General features: G+C 62.7%; 17 protein-coding genes. 10 read left to right on the top strand and 7 right to left on the bottom strand.

From position 1 onward, the window contains the following. Window positions 1-33: 33 nt before the first annotated feature. Both RTH46_RS07045 and RTH46_RS07040 read right to left on the bottom strand, forming a co-directional pair. On the bottom strand, window positions 34-1,251 hold the full coding sequence (locus RTH46_RS07045; protein WP_110995148.1) for an argininosuccinate synthase: 1,218 nt from the start codon (window positions 1,249-1,251) through the stop codon (window positions 34-36). Window positions 1,252-1,379: 128 nt separating this feature from the next. Next, on the bottom strand, window positions 1,380-2,357 hold the full coding sequence (locus tag RTH46_RS07040) for a flagellar protein MotY (RefSeq protein WP_153786284.1): 978 nt from the start codon (window positions 2,355-2,357) through the stop codon (window positions 1,380-1,382). Window positions 2,358-2,487: 130 nt separating this feature from the next. On the opposite strand from RTH46_RS07040, the gene pyrC reads away from it, so the two are divergent. Together pyrC and rnt are read left to right on the top strand one after the other, a co-directional pair. Next, a complete protein-coding gene (pyrC, locus tag RTH46_RS07035) occupies window positions 2,488-3,534 on the top strand; it encodes a dihydroorotase (protein WP_316905314.1) in 1,047 nt (348 codons plus the stop codon). Beyond that, window positions 3,531-4,205, top strand: a complete 675-nt coding sequence (gene rnt, locus RTH46_RS07030) for a ribonuclease T (protein WP_153786286.1) — start codon at window positions 3,531-3,533, stop codon at window positions 4,203-4,205. The genes pyrC and rnt overlap by 4 nt, the downstream gene beginning before the upstream one ends. A gap of 134 nt (window positions 4,206-4,339) precedes the next feature. Here the strand turns inward: rnt and RTH46_RS07025 are convergent, their stop codons facing one another. Further along, window positions 4,340-4,942 carry a peroxiredoxin gene (locus tag RTH46_RS07025; protein ID WP_153786287.1) on the bottom strand — a complete coding sequence of 201 codons (603 nt, stop codon included), beginning with the start codon at window positions 4,940-4,942 and terminating at the stop codon, window positions 4,340-4,342. A 214-nt stretch (window positions 4,943-5,156) separates the two neighbouring features. On the opposite strand from RTH46_RS07025, the gene RTH46_RS07020 reads away from it, so the two are divergent. Together RTH46_RS07020 and bfr are read left to right on the top strand one after the other, a co-directional pair. Beyond that, window positions 5,157-5,378: a bacterioferritin-associated ferredoxin gene (locus RTH46_RS07020; protein ID WP_110995144.1), complete on the top strand. Its 222-nt coding sequence runs from the start codon at window positions 5,157-5,159 to the stop codon at window positions 5,376-5,378. Between the two features lie 200 nt (window positions 5,379-5,578). Beyond that, window positions 5,579-6,052, top strand: a complete 474-nt coding sequence (gene bfr, locus RTH46_RS07015; RefSeq protein WP_110995143.1) for a bacterioferritin — start codon at window positions 5,579-5,581, stop codon at window positions 6,050-6,052. Window positions 6,053-6,367: 315 nt separating this feature from the next. Here the strand turns inward: bfr and grxD are convergent, their stop codons facing one another. Next, window positions 6,368-6,703: a Grx4 family monothiol glutaredoxin gene (gene grxD, locus RTH46_RS07010; RefSeq protein ID WP_110995142.1), complete on the bottom strand. Its 336-nt coding sequence runs from the start codon at window positions 6,701-6,703 to the stop codon at window positions 6,368-6,370. A 91-nt stretch (window positions 6,704-6,794) separates the two neighbouring features. After that, on the bottom strand, window positions 6,795-8,903 hold the full coding sequence (locus RTH46_RS07005; RefSeq protein ID WP_316905313.1) for a molybdopterin oxidoreductase family protein: 2,109 nt from the start codon (window positions 8,901-8,903) through the stop codon (window positions 6,795-6,797). Window positions 8,904-9,268: 365 nt separating this feature from the next. Here RTH46_RS07005 and argF point away from each other — a divergent pair, with 365 nt between their 5' ends. Both argF and RTH46_RS06995 read left to right on the top strand, forming a co-directional pair. Further along, window positions 9,269-10,189: an ornithine carbamoyltransferase gene (gene argF / locus RTH46_RS07000; RefSeq protein WP_153786289.1), complete on the top strand. Its 921-nt coding sequence runs from the start codon at window positions 9,269-9,271 to the stop codon at window positions 10,187-10,189. After that, the gene (locus tag RTH46_RS06995) at window positions 10,186-11,295 is read left to right on the top strand and encodes an ABC transporter ATP-binding protein (RefSeq protein WP_279848212.1); all 1,110 of its coding nucleotides are present in this window, start codon (window positions 10,186-10,188) and stop codon (window positions 11,293-11,295) included. The genes argF and RTH46_RS06995 overlap by 4 nt, the downstream gene beginning before the upstream one ends. A 69-nt stretch (window positions 11,296-11,364) precedes the next feature. On the opposite strand, the gene RTH46_RS06990 is transcribed toward RTH46_RS06995, so the two are convergent. Then, the gene (locus tag RTH46_RS06990) at window positions 11,365-12,144 is read right to left on the bottom strand and encodes a PhzF family phenazine biosynthesis protein (protein ID WP_316905312.1); all 780 of its coding nucleotides are present in this window, start codon (window positions 12,142-12,144) and stop codon (window positions 11,365-11,367) included. Window positions 12,145-12,243: 99 nt separating this feature from the next. Beyond that, window positions 12,244-12,714 carry a Cys-tRNA(Pro) deacylase gene (gene ybaK / locus RTH46_RS06985; protein WP_110995137.1) on the bottom strand — a complete coding sequence of 157 codons (471 nt, stop codon included), beginning with the start codon at window positions 12,712-12,714 and terminating at the stop codon, window positions 12,244-12,246. Between the two features lie 305 nt (window positions 12,715-13,019). On the opposite strand from ybaK, the gene RTH46_RS06980 reads away from it, so the two are divergent. The 4 genes from RTH46_RS06980 (at window position 13,020) to glpD (ending at window position 18,034) form a co-directional block, all read left to right on the top strand. Continuing rightward, the gene (locus RTH46_RS06980) at window positions 13,020-13,871 is read left to right on the top strand and encodes an MIP/aquaporin family protein (protein WP_125462848.1); all 852 of its coding nucleotides are present in this window, start codon (window positions 13,020-13,022) and stop codon (window positions 13,869-13,871) included. 66 nt (window positions 13,872-13,937) lie between these two features. Further along, on the top strand, window positions 13,938-15,437 hold the full coding sequence (glpK, locus tag RTH46_RS06975) for a glycerol kinase GlpK (protein ID WP_316905311.1): 1,500 nt from the start codon (window positions 13,938-13,940) through the stop codon (window positions 15,435-15,437). Window positions 15,438-15,562: 125 nt separating this feature from the next. Beyond that, complete coding sequence (gene glpR, locus RTH46_RS06970) at window positions 15,563-16,318, top strand: DNA-binding transcriptional repressor GlpR (protein ID WP_153786293.1); 756 nt, start codon at window positions 15,563-15,565, stop codon at window positions 16,316-16,318. A 183-nt stretch (window positions 16,319-16,501) separates the two neighbouring features. Then, window positions 16,502-18,034, top strand: coding sequence for a glycerol-3-phosphate dehydrogenase (gene glpD, locus RTH46_RS06965; protein ID WP_316905310.1), 1,533 nt, complete (start codon window positions 16,502-16,504; stop codon window positions 18,032-18,034). The last annotated feature ends 242 nt before the right edge of the window (window positions 18,035-18,276 follow it).

Below are 18,276 nucleotides of genomic sequence, written 5' to 3'. Positions count from 1 at the left end.
CCGGCCTGGGCCGGGTTCTTTTTAGCAGGATGCTCAGAGCATGGAACGGCCTTTATTGGCCGCAATGCGCATGCGCAGAGCATTGAGCTTGATGAAGCCGGCCGCGTCGGCCTGGTTGTAGGCGCCGCCATCTTCTTCGAAGGTGGCAATGTTGGCGTCGAACAGCGAGTCATCCGACTTGCGACCGACAACCACGACATTGCCCTTGTACAGCTTCAGGCGAACCACACCATTCACGTTCACCTGCGAGGCGTCGATCATCTTCTGCAACATCAGACGCTCCGGGCTCCACCAGTAGCCGGTGTAGATCAGGCTCGCATACTTGGGCATCAGCTCATCTTTCAGGTGAGCGACTTCGCGGTCCAGAGTGATCGACTCGATGGCACGGTGAGCCTTGAGCATGATGGTGCCACCAGGAGTCTCGTAGCAGCCGCGGGACTTCATGCCGACGTAGCGGTTCTCGACGATGTCGAGGCGGCCGATGCCATTGGCACCGCCAATGCGGTTGAGGTCGGCCAGCACGGTGGCCGGGGACTTCTCGACGCCGTCGATGGCAACGATGTCACCGTTGCGGTAGGTCAGCTCGATGTAGGTAGCCTGGTCCGGGGCGTTCTCTGGGGAGACGCTCCATTTCCACATGTCTTCTTCGTGCTCGGTCCAGGTATCTTCCAGGACACCGCCTTCGTAGGAGATGTGCAGCAGGTTGGCGTCCATCGAGTACGGCGACTTCTTCTTGCCGTGGCGCTCGATCGGGATGCCGTGCTTCTCGGCATAGTCCATCAGCTTCTCGCGGGACAGCAGGTCCCACTCGCGCCATGGGGCGATGACCTTGACGCCCGGCTTGAGTGCGTAGGCACCCAGCTCGAAACGCACCTGGTCGTTACCCTTGCCGGTAGCACCGTGGGAAATGGCGTCGGCGCCGGTTTCGTTGGCGATTTCGATCAGGCGCTTGGCGATCAGCGGACGAGCGATGGACGTACCCAGCAGGTACTCGCCTTCGTAGACGGTGTTGGCGCGGAACATCGGGAACACGAAGTCACGCACGAATTCTTCGCGCAGGTCATCGATGTAGATTTCTTTAACGCCCATTGCCTGGGCTTTGGCGCGGGCCGGCTCGACCTCTTCGCCCTGACCCAGGTCAGCGGTGAAGGTCACCACTTCGCAGTTGTAAGTGTCCTGCAGCCACTTGAGAATCACCGAAGTATCAAGGCCGCCGGAATACGCCAGTACGACCTTTTTTACGTCCGCCATGCCATCACTCCACGGGGTTGTACGGAAAGCCTTCGATTCTAACGGCCTTGCCGCAAAAATTACAGTGGGGCGACAGCTTGTGACGACAAAGCGACAGGAACTGTCGACAGCGCGACCAGTGGTCGCACTCAGCCCTGCTTCGCGGGTGCCTGCTGGGCCGGTACGGCTGCCGGAGCGGTCGTGGCCGCTGGCGCAGGGGCAGGAGCCGCAGCGGGAACGGCCGGCGCTGCAGCCGGAACCGGCTTCTCGACCGGGGTCACCCGATCGAGCTGGATGTTGACTCGACGGTTGCGCGCGCGGTTGGCGGCGCTGTTGTTCTTGGCCAGGGGATAGCGCTCGCCGTGGAAGCGCACGGTGATCTGTTCTTCGGCGACGCCATGGGCCTTGAAGTACTCGGCCACGGCCAGGGCACGACGGCGCGATGCGTCACGGTTGGTCAGGCGGTTGCCGCTGTTGTCGGAATGGCCGTCGAGCTCGATGTGATTGACCGTCGGGTCGGCCTTCATGTAGTCCAGAATCAGGTCCAGGCGTGCACGCGCCGAGCTATCCAGCTCGAAGCCATTGCCGGGGAAGCCGACCTGGGTTTGGCGAATCTGATCGTAATTCATCGGCAGCAGCGTGCTCGCACAGCGCTGATAGTCACTATAGGCCTTGGCGAAACTGACCGGCAGCACCCGCACTTCCATGGCTCGCCCGCCTTCACCTGCATAATTGCGCACCACCGTGCTGCGCCCATCCAGCAAGCCATTGATCAAGCGGCTGGCCTGGCCTTGCGAGGACGTGAACAGCACACCGGTGCGGCCCATGCGCACAGCCCCCAGATTGATGTCGCCACGGCCTGGCTGCCACGGTGCAGCTGCCGCCAACAGTGTGGCGGACCCAGCACCGAGCACGTTGCTCGTGGAGCGCAGCTGGAAGGTCGGCAGCTCGCCGGCACGGCGCACGAACTCACCACTGCCGAAACCATCGATCGGCTGAACCAGACGGCATTCGAACTGGTCACCCTCTACTTTCCAGGCGACATTCTCCATGCGGGTCTGGAAGGTGAGTGCCCCCGCCGGCAGGCTGGCGACAAGGGTGAACAGGGCTAGGTAACGCTGGCGCACGGGCGGCTCCACAGATTCTGACGGCTTACATCAACGCTATCGGACGCTGGCTGGAAAACTTGATAGCCGTGCTCGCCCAAGGGTTTTCCGGTAGCATTGGCTTCTGAGTTCGACCCGCCTGGAATCCCCAATGTCCGATCGCCTGACCCTCCTGCGCCCCGACGACTGGCACATCCATCTGCGCGATGGTGCCGTCTTGCCACATACCGTTGGCGACGTGGCGCGCACCTTCGCCCGTGCCATCATCATGCCCAACCTCGTGCCCCCGGTGCGCAACGCCGCCGAAGCCGGCGCCTACCGTGAGCGCATCCTCGCGGCGCGTCCGGCCGGCAGCCGCTTCGAGCCGCTGATGGTGCTCTACCTCACCGACCGCACCAGCGCCGAAGATGTCCACGCGGCCAAGGCCAGCGGTATCGTGTACGCCGCCAAACTGTACCCGGCCGGCGCCACCACCAACTCCGATTCCGGCGTGACCAGCATCGACAACATCTTCCCGGCGATCGAGGCCCTGGCCGAGACCGGCCTGCCCCTGCTGGTGCATGGTGAAGTGACGCGCAGCGAGATCGACGTGTTCGACCGTGAGAAGCGTTTCATCGACGAGCACATGCGCCGCCTGGTCGAGCGTTTCCCCACGCTGAAAGTGGTCTTCGAACACATCACCACCAGTGACGCCGCGCAGTTCGTCACCGAAGCCCCGGCCAACGTCGGCGCGACCATCACCGCCCAGCACCTGCTGTACAACCGCAACCACATGCTGGTCGGCGGTATCCGCCCGCACTTCTATTGCCTGCCGATCCTCAAGCGCAACACCCACCAGGTGGCGCTGCTGGACGCGGCCACCAGTGGCAACCCGAAGTTCTTCCTCGGCACCGACTCCGCCCCTCATGCCCAGCACGCCAAGGAAGCCGCCTGTGGCTGCGCTGGCTGCTACACCGCCTACGCCGCCATCGAGATGTATGCCGAAGCGTTCGAGCAGCGTAACGCGCTGGACAAGCTCGAAGGCTTTGCCAGCAAGCACGGCCCGGACTTCTACGGCCTGGCGCGCAACACCGACACCATCACCCTGGTGCGCGACGAGTGGACGGCGCCCGCCAGTCTGCCATTCGGCGACAACACCGTGATCCCGCTGCGTGCCGGTGAAAAACTGCGCTGGCGCCTGCTGGAGGACAACGCGTGAGCGAAGACCTCTACGACGACGATCAGGACAGCCAGGGCAGCAGCGGTTCGCGCCATCCGATGGCCGAACGTTTCCGTGGTTATCTGCCGGTAGTGGTGGATGTCGAGACAGGCGGCTTCAACAGCGCCACCGACGCCCTGCTGGAAATCGCCGCAGTGACCATCGGCATGGACGAGAAGGGCTTCCTGTTCCCCGAGCACACCTACTTCTTCCGGGTCGAACCCTTTGAAGGTGCCAACATCGAGCAGGCCGCGCTGGAGTTCACCGGGATCAAGCTGGACCACCCACTGCGCATGGCCGTGAGCGAGGAAAGCGCGCTCACCGACATCTTCCGTGGCGTGCGCAAGGCACTCAAGGCCAACGGCTGCAAACGCGCGATCCTGGTCGGGCACAACAGCAGCTTCGACCTGGGCTTCCTCAATGCCGCGGTGGCGCGCAACGACCTCAAGCGCAACCCCTTCCACCCGTTCTCCAGCTTCGACACCGCAACACTTGCCGGCCTGGCGTACGGCCAGACCGTGCTGGCACGGGCCTGCCAGAGCGCCGACATCGACTTCGATGGCCGCGAGGCGCACTCGGCACGCTACGACACCGAGAAGACCGCCGAGCTGTTCTGCGGCATCGTCAACCGCTGGAAAGAAATGGGCGGCTGGCGCGATTTCAACGACTAAGCTGCAAGCTTCAAGCTTCAAGCGACAAGAAAGAGCAGCCTACATGCGCCAGGCTTTTCACTTGTGGCTTGTAGCTTGAAACTTGAGACAAAAAAACCGGCCACCAGGGCCGGTTTTTTTATGCGCTTGGCAAATTACAGCTTGCCAGCGTTCTCGCTCAGGTAAGCGGCAACGCCTTCCGGCGAAGCGTTCATGCCCTTGTCGCCTTTTTTCCAGTTGGCCGGGCAGACTTCGCCGTGCTCTTCGTGGAACTGCAGGGCGTCAACCAGGCGCAGCAGCTCGTCCATGTTGCGGCCCAGTGGCAGGTCGTTGACGATCTGCGAACGAACAACACCGTTGGTGTCGATCAGGAAGGCGCCACGGAAGGCCACGCCGCCTTCGGACTCGACGTCGTAGGCCTTGCAGATTTCGTGGGTCATGTCGGCTGCCAGGGTGTACTTGACCTGGCCGATGCCGCCGTTGTTGACCGGGGTGTTACGCCAGGCGTTGTGGGTGAAGTGCGAGTCGATCGACACGCCGATCACTTCCACGTTGCGAGCCTGGAAGTCAGGGATGCGGTTGTCCAGGGCGATCAGCTCGGACGGGCAGACGAAGGTGAAGTCCAGCGGGTAGAAGAACACCAGGCCGTACTTGCCTTTGATGGCCGAGGACAGGGTGAAGCTGTCGACGATTTCGCCATTGCCCAGTACGGCAGGGACGGTGAAGTCTGGGGCTTTTTTGCCAACGAGTACGCTCATTCGATTTCTCCTGATGAGGGGTGAAAAACCTTGCCCGGGCAGAATGAGTTCCCCCGGATCCGGCAAAGGCCGACCATCATACACGGCTTCTGATGACAGGCCGAATCTCTACCACCGGTCGCTCAAGGGCGGCCCTTTCAGGAAGTGCTTTGACAAGCATTCTCATTACCATTACTCTCCAACCCATCGAATCCAACCGTAATGGTCAGCCTTTATGTATGTGTGTCTCTGTGTCGGTGTCACCGATGGACAGATCCGCGATGCGATCTACGAAGGATGCTGCAGCTACAAGGACGTTCGAGCCGCCACCAACGTCGCCAGCCAGTGCGGTAAATGCGCCTGCCTCGCCAAGCAGGTGGTGCGTGAGACGCTGACCGAGCTGCAACTCAGCCAACAGGCTGCACTCCCCTACCCCGTTGAATTCAACGCGGCGTAAAAAAGAATTTCGAAGAACCGGGCCCAGTGCCCGGTTTTTTTATGCCTGAAATTCAATAAGTTAGCGCCCGAACGCGGTTCACAAACATTCTTATTCCGATTAATTTTCACTTATTATTCAATAACTTAGGTTTGACATAGGTAGTTGTCGGGCTCAAACTTGTTTTCATTGGCTCAACTTCTACAGGGCAGGACCCCATCATGAAAGGCGACGTAAGCGTCATCCAGCATCTCAACAAGATCCTCGGAAACGAGCTGGTCGCAATCAACCAGTACTTCCTGCACGCGCGCATGTACGAAGATTGGGGCCTGAACAAGATCGGCAAATTCGAATACAAAGAATCCATCCAGGCGATGAAGGACGCTGACAAGCTGATCAAGCGCATCCTCTTCCTCGAAGGCATCCCCAATGTCCAGGACCTGGGCAAGTTGATGATCGGCGAGCACACCAAAGAGATGCTCGAGTGCGATCTGAAGCTTGAGAAAAAGGCCCACGCCGACCTGAAAGCCGCCATCGCCCATTGTGAAACTGCAGGCGACTTCGGCTCGCGCGATGTGCTCGAAGACATCCTCGAAGACCAGGAAGAGCACATCGACTGGCTGGAAACCCAGCTGGGCCTGATCGACAAGATCACCATCGAGAACTACCTGCAGTCGCAGATGGGCGAAGAGTAATCATCGCCAGATACGCCAAAGCCCCGCCAAGTGCGGGGCTTTTTATTGGGGTGTAGGTTAATGCCAGTCAATTAGCGCTTCATTGCCACTAATGGGGCTGCCTTGCAGCCCTTCGCGGGTAAACCCGCTCCCACAGGATTGCGCAAAAATCTCAAGCTAGCGCTGGACCTGTGGGATCGGGTTTACCCGCGAAGGGCCGCAGTGCGGCCCCAATTGGCTTAACTGACTGGCATTGAGGTGTTGGAACTCTTTATCCAAGCAACAAAAAGCCCCGCATATGCGGGGCTTTTGCATTCCGGCGCGATAACGCTGGAATCAGGCCTCGGAAGCCTTGGCCTTGGCAGCCGCGTCCTTGATCAGGGCCTGCAGCTCACCCTTTTCGAACATTTCCAGCATGATGTCGCTACCGCCGACCAGCTCACCGGCCACCCACAGTTGCGGGAAGGTTGGCCAGTTGGCGTACTTGGGCAGGTTGGCGCGGATTTCCGGGTTCTGCAGGATGTCGACGTAGGCGAACTTCTCGCCGCAACCCATCACCGCTTGCGATGCCTTGGCCGAGAAGCCGCACTGCGGGGCATTCGGCGAGCCTTTCATGTAAAGCAGAATGGTGTTGTTGGCGATCTGCTCTTTGATTGTTTCGATGATATCCATGAAGCACCTCGGCTGAACTTTCCGACATGGTTGTCGGCACGGTGACGCATTGTATCGGAAACCCGAGCGGCATGCTCGGCCTTGCCGACCGTTATGCGGCCTCCACCTGCACCGGTACACCATTGAGTGCCGCATTGCCGGAAACACCATCACGCAGGCGCTCGTCGGTCAGGTCATTGGCACTCACCCCGGGTTGCGCGCTGGCCACCTGCAACTGGGCGCCCTTGCGCCCATGCCCGTAGCCATGGGGCAGGCTGACCACCCCCGGCATCATCTCCTCGCTGGCCTGGACCTGCACTTCGAGCACGCCGGTGCGTGAACGCACACGTACCGTCTGGCCGTCCTGCAGTTGGCGCTGATGCAAGTCGAGCGGGTGCATCAGCAACTGATGACGCGGCTTGCCTTTTACCAGCCGATGGAAGTTGTGCATCCATGAGTTGTTGCTGCGCACATGACGGCGGCCGATCAGCAACAACTGCCCAGGTTCCGGCGGCAATTGCCGGGCCAGCCGTTGCAGGTCTTCAAGCAGGGCCGCTGGGGCTGCTTCAACCGCGTGGCTGGAGGTACGCAAGCGATCAGCGAGGTTCGGCGTCAGCGGCCCCAGGTCGAGGCCATGGGGATGCTGGTCGAGGGTTTGCAGCGACAGCTTCCAGCTTGACGCATCACCATAAGGCCCCTTGCGCAGCGCGTAGTCGATCATCTGCGCCGGCGGCATGGTCGCCTTCAGCTCGGCCTGGGCGCGAGCCGCAAAAGCCTTGGCCAGGCCGACGAAAATCTCCCAGTCGTGCAATGCCCCCTCGGGCTTGGCCAGGATCGCCCTGTTGAAACGGCTCACGTTGCGTACCGCCAACAGATTGAAGGTTGAATCGTAGTGATCATTCTCCAGCGCCGAAGTCGAGGGCAGGATCAGGTCGGCATGGCGGGTGGTCTCGTTGATGTACAGGTCGATGCTGAGCATGAAGTCGAGCCCGTCCAACGCCTCATCCAGGCGCCGCCCGTTGGGCGTGGACAATACCGGGTTGCCTGCGACGGTCACCAGCGCCCGGATCTGCCCTTCACCCGGCTCGAGGATCTCTTCGGCCAGGGCTGACACCGGCAGTTCGCCGCCATATTCCGGCAGGCCCGAGACCCTGCTCTGCCATTGGTTGAAATGCCCGCCCGAGGTGCTGGCCACCAGGTCCACCGCCGGTTCGGTACACAAGGCACCGCCTTCGCGGTCGAGATTGCCGGTTACCAGGTTGATCAGTTGCACCAGCCAGTGGCACAGCGAACCGAAGGCCTGGGTGGAAACCCCCATCCGGCCATAGCAAACGGCGTTGCCTGCGGCCGCGAAGTCCCGGGCCAGTTGGCGGATATCCTGCGCCGGGATGCCGCAGAGCCCGCTCATCGCCTCGGCATCGAAGGGTGCAATGGCCTGGCGCACCTGATCCAGCCCGTTGACCGGCAAGTGCGATCCGCGGGCCAGGCCCTCCGCGAACAGGGTATGCAGCAGCGCAGCCAGCAGCGCCGCATCGCCACCGGGGCGGATGAACAGATGCTGATCGGCCATCGCCGCCGTCTCGCTGCGCCGCGGGTCGACCACCACCAGGCGCCCGCCCCTGGCCTTCAGCGCCTTCAGCCGCTTCTCCACATCCGGCACCGTCATGATGCTGCCGTTGGAAGCCAGCGGGTTGCCACCGAGTATCAACATGAAGCGGGTGTGATCGATGTCCGGGATCGGCAGCAGCAAGCCATGGCCGTACATCAGGTGGCTGGTCAGATGCTGAGGCAACTGGTCGACCGAGGTAGCAGAGAAGCGGTTGCGGGTCTTGAGCAAGCCGAGGAAATAGTTGCTGTGGGTCATCAGCCCATAGTTGTGCACGCTGGGGTTGCCCTGATAAACCGCGACGGCGTTGCGCCCATGGGCCTGCTGCACCGCCCATAGGCGTTCGGCGGCGAGCGTGAACGCCTCGTCCCAGCCAATCGGCTGCCACTGGTCGCCGATACGCCGATGGGGCTGGCGCAGGCGGTCGGGGTCTTCCTGGATATCCTGCAGGGCGACTGCCTTGGGGCAGATATGCCCACGGCTGAACGGGTCCTGCGGGTCGCCCTTGATCGAGCTGATCCGCGCCCGGCCGTCGGCTTCGTGGGTCACTTCGATGTTCAGGCCGCAGATGGCCTCGCACAGGTGACAGGCTCGGTGATGCAGGGTCTTGGTCATGGCCGCCTCTGCCGTGTTGTTCTGGACGTTCGACTATGCGCCGCCCCGGCAAGCCTCACTAGCGCGCTTCGCGGCGTGAATCTACCGACATCAGGCCCACGATTCGCGACAGCAGGTTTGCCAAACGCGCGCCAGGCCGTGTACAACCCCTGTAGCAAATAAAAAACAGCGCGCCTGCAGTGGGTTACGACACCCGCTGATACAGAGACAGTGTTTCCCCCTCTTGGTTTGAGGCGACATTTAATTATAGTATTGCGCCTTTCCCTATTCCGTCCGCCCCGTGCGGCTTACGCCGCAGGTCACTCCCGTTGTCAACAAAACCCATACGGTCGACCTGCACACCGTTGCAGATAAGGTAGTCAATCATGAGCGCTAGGCACTTTCTCTCCCTGCTGGATTTCACCACCGACGAATTGCTCGGTGTGATCCGCCGAGGCATCGAGCTGAAGGACCTGCGCAAGCGTGGCGTGCTGTTCGAGCCCCTGAAGAACCGCGTGCTGGGGATGATCTTCGAAAAGTCCTCGACCCGTACCCGGGTGTCGTTCGAGGCGGGCATGATCCAGCTCGGCGGCCAGGCCATCTTCCTGTCGCCGCGTGACACCCAGCTGGGCCGCGGCGAGCCGATTGCCGACAGCGCCATCGTGTTGTCGAGCATGGTCGATGCGGTGATGATCCGCACCCACGCCCACAGCACCCTCACCGAATTCGCCGCCCATTCGCGGGTGCCGCTGATCAACGGCCTGTCCGACGAGTCGCACCCCTGCCAGCTGCTGGCCGACATGCAGACCTTCCTTGAACACCGCGGCTCGATCCAGGGCAAGACCGTGGCCTGGATCGGCGATGGCTTCAACATGTGCAACTCGTACATCGAAGCCGCTCGCCAGTTCGACTTCCAGCTGCGCATCGCCTGCCCCGAGGGCTATGACCCCGATCCACGCTTCCTGCAATTGGGCGGTGACCGCGTGCAGATCGTCCGTGATCCGAAGGAAGCCGTACGCGGCGCCCACCTGGTGACCACGGATGTCTGGACTTCCATGGGCCAGGAAGAGGAAACTGCACGGCGCCTGGCGCACTTCGCGCCTTACCAGGTCACCCGCGCACTGCTCGACCTGGCGGCACCCGATGCCCTGTTCATGCACTGCCTGCCCGCCCACCGTGGCGAGGAAATCAGCCAGGACCTGCTCGACGACCCCCGTTCGGTCGCCTGGGACCAGGCTGAGAACCGCCTGCATGCGCAGAAGGCCCTTCTCGAATTCCTTGTAGAACCGGCTTACCACCACGCATGAGTCAACCCCTACTGCTCAACCTGCGCGACCTCGCCTGCGGCTACGGCGAGCAGCGCATCGTCCAGAACCTCAATCTGCACCTGAACGCAGGCGACATCGGTTGCCTGCTGGGCTCCTCCGGGTGCGGCAAGACCACCACGCTGCGCGCCATCGCCGGTTTCGAGCCGGTGCATGAAGGCGAGATCCAGCTGGCCGGCGAAGTCATCTCCCGTGCAGGTTTCACCCTGGCTCCGGAGAAACGCCGGATCGGCATGGTGTTCCAGGACTACGCGCTGTTCCCCCACCTGACCGTGGCGCAGAACATCGCCTTCGGCATCGGCAAGCACCCGCAACAGGCGGCCGTGGTCGAGGAGATGCTCGAGCTGGTCAAGCTGGGCGGCCTCGGCGGGCGCTACCCACACGAGTTGTCCGGCGGCCAGCAACAACGGGTCGCACTGGCCCGCGCATTGGCGCCGGAGCCACAACTGCTGCTGCTCGACGAGCCGTTCTCCAACCTCGACGTCGAGTTGCGCAGGCGCCTCAGCCACGAGGTGCGTGACATCCTCAAGAGCCGTGGCACCAGTGCCATCCTGGTCACCCACGACCAGGAAGAAGCCTTCGCCGTCAGTGACCACGTTGGCGTGTTCAAGGAAGGCCGCCTGGAGCAGTGGGATACCCCCTACAACCTCTACCACGAGCCGCAGACCCCCTTCGTTGCCAGCTTCATCGGCCAGGGTTACTTCATTCGCGGCCAGATGAGCAGCCACGAGGCGGTGACCACCGAGCTCGGCGAACTGCGGGGCAATCGCGCCTACACCATGGCCCCGGGCAGTTCGGTGGACGTGTTGCTGCGCCCGGATGACATCATCCATGCGCCCGACGGCAAATTGCGTGCGCAAATTGTCGGCAAGAGCTTCCTCGGCGCCTCGACCCTGTATCGCCTGCAGTTGCCCACCGGCAGCCAGCTCGAAGCGATCTTCCCCAGCCACATCGACCATCAGGTAGGCCAGGACATCGGCATCGCCGTGGCGGCCGACCACCTGGTGCTGTTCCCGGTGCCCGGCAGCGTAGCCGCGCAGTTGCCACGTCAGGAGAACGGCGTGCGCCGCGTCAGCTCGGCGCTCTGAGGCGTCCAGAACATCGCGGGGCAAGCCCGCTCCCACGACCAACGTGGGAGCGGGCTTGCCCCGCGACTATCAAAGCATCAAGGTGCCACTCGCCACCCGGCGAGCCTGCCCACCGATCTTCACCCGCTCACCTTCCAGCCTGCATGACAGCTCACCGCCCCTGGCCGAGCACTGGAAAGCACTCAACTCGGTTTTGCCAAGGCGTTCAGCCCAGTACGGGATGAGCAGGCAATGGGTGGAGCCGGTTACCGGGTCTTCGGGGATGCCGATTGCCGGGGCGAAGTAGCGCGATACGAAGTCATGCCTGGCCCCGGGCGCCGTCACAATTACGCCAAGCCCGGGCAGACGCGCCACCGCAGCCATGTCCGGCGTGCAATCACGCACCGCCTGCTCCGACGGCAACACCACGAACAGCTCCTTGCTCTGGCGCACTTCCAGTACCTCGCAGCCCAACGCCTCGGCAACCGGCAAAGGCTCGGCAACCGGCTGCGAATCGATGCGCGGGAAGTCCAGCCACAAGCGGTCCCCTTCACGGCTGACGCTCAACAGCCCTGACTGGCTCTGGAAATCCAGTCGCGCCTTCTGCTCGCCATACACCTCGAACAGCACATAGGCGCTGGCCAGGGTGGCATGGCCGCATAGCGGCACTTCGGTACTTGGGGTGAACCAGCGGATCCGATATCCGTCCCCCTCCGCCACCACGAACGCGGTCTCGGCAAGGTTGTGCTCGGCGGCGATCTGCTGCATCAGCGCCTCGTCGAGCCACTGCTCCAGGTGATAAACCATGGCGGGGTTGCCGGCGAAGGGTCGATCGCTGAACGCGTCGACCTGATGGAAGTGCAACTGCATGACACGCTCCCTCTGTCTTTTTGGAAAGGGCCCGAGCATGGCGCACGGGGCCCGGACCGAACAGTGACAGAGTCGAGAAAATTACCACCATACAGATGCTCAGCCGCGACCAATCCCGGCAAATTGCCCCTGGGTATGGGTTGCCAGCACCGCCGCTGCCAGCTCCACCTCCAGGCCACGTCGGCCAGCGCTGACGTGAATGGTTTCATGTTGTTGCGCGGACTCGTCGATGAAGGTACGCAGACGCTTCTTCTGCCCCAACGGGCTGATGCCGCCCACAAGGTAACCCGTGGCACGTTGGGCAGCCTGCGGGTCGGCCATTTCGCACTTCTTCACCCCCGCCGCATGGGCCAGCGCCTTGAGATCGAGGGTACCGACCACCGGCACCACCGCCACCAGCAACTCGCCCTTCTCGCTGCTGGCCAGCAGCGTCTTGAACACCCGCAGCGGGTCAAGGCCAAGCTTCTCGGCCGCTTCCAGGCCATAGGAAGCAGTCTTCGGGTCATGTTCGTAACTGTGCACGCGGTACTCGGCGCGCGCCTTTTTCAGCAGGTCCAGGGCGGGGGTCATCGAGGGCTCCAGTCGATCGCAGGTCGCCGGCTACTGTAGGGCAAATCCCCCAGGCCAGCCAGCACAGCCGCAGCCTAGAGCGGCGGCCAAGGGTTCGCAGGCAGGCCTCTCGGTCAGATTGTGGCCAATCGTTCACTTTCGACCTTTGACATCAGCGTTTCTTGTCTATATTTTTTCGTTTCTGAATACATGGTGCACCTATAAGGTGCACTTCCTGCACCCGCCCGGCGTCAATGGGGATCGACTCCGGGCTTTTTTGCTGTCGAGCGCACCGCGCCTCACAACAACAAGAACCGAGGTCATACATGACGACTGCTCTACGCCAACCGACGCTTTCCGCCCAATGCATGGCCGAGTTCCTCGGCACCGCGCTACTCATCTTCTTCGGCACAGGCTGTGTCGCCGCCCTCAAGGTTGCCGGCGCCAGCTTCGGCCTGTGGGAAATCAGCATCATCTGGGGGGTCGGCGTGAGCATGGCGATCTACCTCACCGCCGGCGTTTCCGGCGCGCACCTGAACCCGGCCGTGAGCATCGCCCTCACCCTGTTCGCCGGCTTCGACAAACGCAAACTGCCGTTCTACATCCTCGCCCAGGTGTGTGGCGCGTTCTGTGGCGCCGCGCTCGTTTACACGCTGTACAGCAACCTGTTCTTCGATTTCGAACAGGCCCACGCCATGTTGCGCGGCAGCCAGGCTAGCCTGGAACTGGCCTCGGTGTTCTCCACCTACCCGCACCCGGCGCTGTCCACCGGCCAGGCGTTCCTGGTCGAAGTGATCATCACCGCCATCCTGATGGCCGTGATCATGGCCCTGACCGACGACAACAACGGCCTGCCCCGTGGCGCCACCGCGCCACTGCTGATCGGCCTGCTGATCGCCGTGATCGGCAGCGCCATGGGCCCTCTGACCGGCTTTGCGATGAACCCGGCGCGGGATTTCGGGCCCAAGCTGATGACCTTCCTCGCTGGCTGGGGCGACATCGCCTTTACCGGCGGGCGTGACATTCCCTATTTCCTGGTACCGGTGTTCGCACCGATTCTCGGCGCCAGCCTTGGTGCGGCCCTTTACCGCGGGCTGATCGCCCGCAACCTGCCGACGGCAGAAGCCGAGAAGCCACAGACAGACGATAATCCTCAGGGTGATGCCCAGGTTTCCTGATGCCAGCGCCGGGCTCAAATGCTCGCCACGCCCTGAACCACTCCTAATTCCTGCAAGGCCATCGACATGACAGACACCCAGGACAAGAACTACATCATTGCCCTCGACCAGGGCACCACCAGTTCTCGGGCCATCATCTTCGACCGCGACGCCAACGTGGTCGGCACCTCGCAGCGCGAGTTCGCCCAGCACTACCCGCAGGCCGGCTGGGTCGAGCACGACCCGATGGAAATCTTCGCCACACAAAGCGCGACCATGGTCGAAGCCCTGGCCCAGGCCGGTATCAGCCACGCCCAGGTAGCCGCCATCGGCATCACCAACCAGCGTGAAACCACCGTGGTGTGGGACAAGGAAACCGGCCGCCCGGTGTACAACGCCATTGTCTGGCAGTGCCGCCGCAGCACCGAGATCTGCGCCCAGCTCAAGCGTGACGGCCACGAACAGTACATCCGCGAAACCACCGGCCTGGTCACCGACCCGTACTTCTCCGGCACCAAGCTCAAGTGGATCCTCGACAACGTCGAAGGTGTTCGCGAGCGCGCCGAGCGCGGCGAGCTGCTGTTCGGCACCATCGATACCTGGCTGATCTGGAAGTTCTCCGGCGGCAAGGTGCATGTCACCGACTACACCAACGCCTCGCGCACCTTGATGTTCAACATCCATACCCTGGCGTGGGACGAGAAGCTGCTGGATATCCTCGGCATCCCGCGGCAGATGCTGCCCGAAGTGCGCCCTTCGTCGCAGGTCTATGGCCAGACCAAGAGCGGCATCAAGATCGCCGGTATCGCCGGCGACCAGCAATCGGCGCTGTTCGGCCAGATGTGCGTGGAGCCCGGCCAGGCCAAGAACACCTACGGCACCGGCTGCTTCCTGCTGATGAACACCGGCGACAAGGCCGTCGCTTCGTCCCACGGCCTGCTCACCACCATCGCCTGCGGCCCGCGCGGCGAAGTGGCCTATGCCCTGGAAGGCGCCGTGTTCAACGGTGGCTCCACCGTGCAGTGGCTACGTGACGAACTGAAGATCATCAACGACGCCTACGACACCGAGTACTTCGCCAGCAAGGTCAAGGACAGCAACGGCGTGTACCTGGTGCCCGCCTTCACCGGCCTCGGCGCGCCGTACTGGGACCCCTATGCCCGTGGTGCGCTGTTCGGCCTGACCCGCGGCGTGAAAGTCGACCACATCATCCGTGCCGCGCTGGAGTCGATCGCCTACCAGACCCGCGACGTGCTCGACGCCATGCAGCAGGACTGCGGCCAGCGCCTGAGCGAACTGCGCGTGGATGGCGGTGCGGTGGCCAACAACTTCCTCATGCAGTTCCAGGCCGACATCCTCGGCACCTGTGTCGAGCGCCCGAAAATGCGCGAGACCACCGCCCTCGGCGCCGCCTATCTGGCCGGCCTGGCCTGCGGTTTCTGGAGCGGCCTGGACGAGCTGCGCGACAAGGCGATCATCGAGCGCGAGTTCAGCCCGCAGCTGGATGAAAACGAGAAAGAGAAGCTCTACAAAGGCTGGCGCAAGGCCGTGGATCGCACCCGCGACTGGGAAGATCACGACGCCTGACCCCCACCTTGTGAAGGAGCCAGCTTGCTGGCTCCTTCCGCTATGGAGGTCGCATCCAGACTGGTCGTCCTCCCCTTCCTACGGCATCATTGCAGAATTTTTCAGGCTGCCCCCAAGGACCGCCCATGAATCTGCCTCCACGCCAACAACAAATCCTCGAGCTGGTCCGCGAACGCGGCTACGTCAGCATCGAGGAAATGGCTCAGCTGTTCGTCGTCACCCCGCAGACCATCCGCCGCGATATCAACCAGCTCGCCGAGGCCAACCTGCTGCGTCGCTACCACGGTGGCGCCGCCTACGACTCGAGTATCGAGAACACCGCCTACGCCATGCGCGCCGACCAGATGCGCGACGAGAAGCAGCGCATTGCCGAAGCCGTGGCCCGGCAGATCCCCGACCATGCCTCGCTGTTCATCAACATCGGCACAACTACCGAATCCATCGCCCGCGCCCTGCTCAACCACAACCACCTGAAGATCATCACCAACAACCTGCACGTAGCGGCGATCCTTGGCGCCAAGGACGACTTCGAAGTGCTGGTGGCCGGCGGCACGGTGCGCCGCGACGGCGGCGTGGTAGGCCAGGCCAGCGTCGACTTCATCAGCCAGTTCAAGGTCGACTTCGCCGTGGTCGGCATCAGCGGCATCGACGAGGACGGCAGCCTGCTGGACTTCGACTATCAGGAAGTGCGCGTGTCCCAGGCGATCATCGCCAACGCCCGCCAAGTGATCCTCGCTGCGGACTCCAGCAAGTTCGGCCGTAACGCCATGGTTCGCCTGGGTTCGATCAGCCTGATCGATTGCCTGGTAACCGATCAGGCCCCTACCCCCGCCCTGAGCCAACTGCTCAACCAGTACAAGATCCGCCTGGACGTGGTCTGACGCCCCCGTTGTGCAGGAGCCGGCTCGCCGGCCCCGCACGATGTTCGTAAATGTTCATTTAATTGTCATCCGATCAGTTTTTTCTATAAAGACTCACTGGCGGCCGCCTGTTCATTGCGCTAGTATTTTCGCAAACGAACATCAATGTTCATATTCGATATGAACAGCCCAGGAGGCCTTGCCGTGTCCCAGCCCGTTTCGCCCCAACCCCTCGACTGCTACGACCTCGCCGTGATCGGTGGCGGCATCAATGGCGTGGGCATCGCGGCAGACGCCGCCGGGCGCGGCCTGAAGGTGTTCCTTTGCGAAAAGGACGATCTGGCCCGGCACACCTCCTCGGCCAGCAGCAAGCTGATCCACGGCGGCCTGCGCTATCTCGAGCACTACGAATTTCGCCTGGTGCGCGAAGCCCTCGCCGAGCGCGAAGTGCTGCTGGCCAAGGCCCCGCACATCGTCAAGCCAATGCGCTTCGTCCTGCCGCACCAGCCACACCTGCGCCCGGCCTGGATGATCCGCGCCGGCCTGTTCCTCTATGACCACCTGGGCAAGCGCAAGCGCCTGGGCGCCTCGCGCGGCCTGCGCTTCGGCCCGGGCTACCCGCTCAAGCCTGCCATCACCCGCGGCTTCGAATACGCCGACTGCGCTGTCGACGACGCACGCCTGGTGGTGGTCAACGCCATGGCCGCCCGCGAGAAAGGCGCACACATCCATACCCGCACCCGTTGCCTGCGTGCCGAGCGCGTCGAGGGCATCTGGGAAGTGCAGCTGCAACATGCCGACGGCAGCCTGAAGACCATCCGCGCCCGCGCCCTGGTCAACGCCGCCGGCCCCTGGGTGGCCAGTTTCATCAAGGACGACCTCAAGCTCGACGCGCCTTACGGCATCCGCCTGATCCAGGGCAGCCACCTGATCGTGCCGCGCCTTTACGAAGGCGAGCATGCCTACATCCTGCAGAACGAAGACCAGCGCATCGTCTTCTGCATCCCCTACCTGGACCGCTTCACCCTGATCGGCACCACCGACCGCGAATACAGCGGCGACCCGGCCAAAGTGGCGATCACCGAGCAGGAGACCGATTACCTGCTCAAAGTGGTCAACGAACACTTCAACCACCAGTTGAGCCGCGCCGATATCCTGCACACCTACTCCGGCGTGCGCCCGCTGTGCAACGACGAGTCGGACAACCCCTCGGCAGTGACCCGCGACTACACCCTGGCGCTGTCCGCCGCAGCTGGTGAAGCGCCACTGCTGTCGGTGTTCGGCGGCAAGCTCACCACCTACCGCAAACTGGCCGAATCGGCGATGGCCGAACTCAAGCCGTTCTTCACCCAGATGCGCGGCAGCTGGACCGCCGATGCGCCACTTCCCGGCGGCGAAAGCATGACCAGCGTGCAGGCACTGGTGGACGCCTTGCTGGCCACCCATGCTTGGCTGCCGCTGGATATCGCCAAGCGTTGGGCGGTGACTTACGGCAGCCGCGTCTGGCGCCTGCTCGAGGGCGTGAATGGCCCCGAGGACTTGGGCCAGGCCATCGGTGGCGGCCTGTTCACCCGCGAAGTGGACTACCTGTGCAGCCAGGAGTGGGCGGTCGACGCCGACGACATCCTCTGGCGCCGGACCAAGCTGGGGCTGTTCACCAGCGCGGCCGAGCAGCAGGCGCTGGCCGATTACCTGCAGCAGGCTGAACAGCAGCGCACGCGAGGGCGTGCGGCCTGACACTTCGACGACGCCCGGGCTTGCCCGGGCGTTCTTTTTTGAAGTTCCACATAAATTGCCAACCCCCTCGCACCGCCTCCCAGCCGCTCACAACCATTCGGATTTCCGAACGACACATAACCACTCATTCGGAAATCCGCACGAAACAATCGGCTTCAATACCGTCAAAAAAGATTAATCCCCAGTGTTTTCGCGCCGTTATGATCATTGCCAGAGCTTGGCACGACTCATGCTCTACACTT

It is taken from the genome of Pseudomonas sp. zfem004 (genome assembly GCF_032621715.1).
In the GTDB taxonomy this organism is placed as follows: domain Bacteria; phylum Pseudomonadota; class Gammaproteobacteria; order Pseudomonadales; family Pseudomonadaceae; genus Aquipseudomonas; species Aquipseudomonas sichuanensis.
The sequence above is the reverse complement of the archived record's forward strand: the minus strand, read 5'-3'. Positions and strand labels throughout refer to the sequence as shown.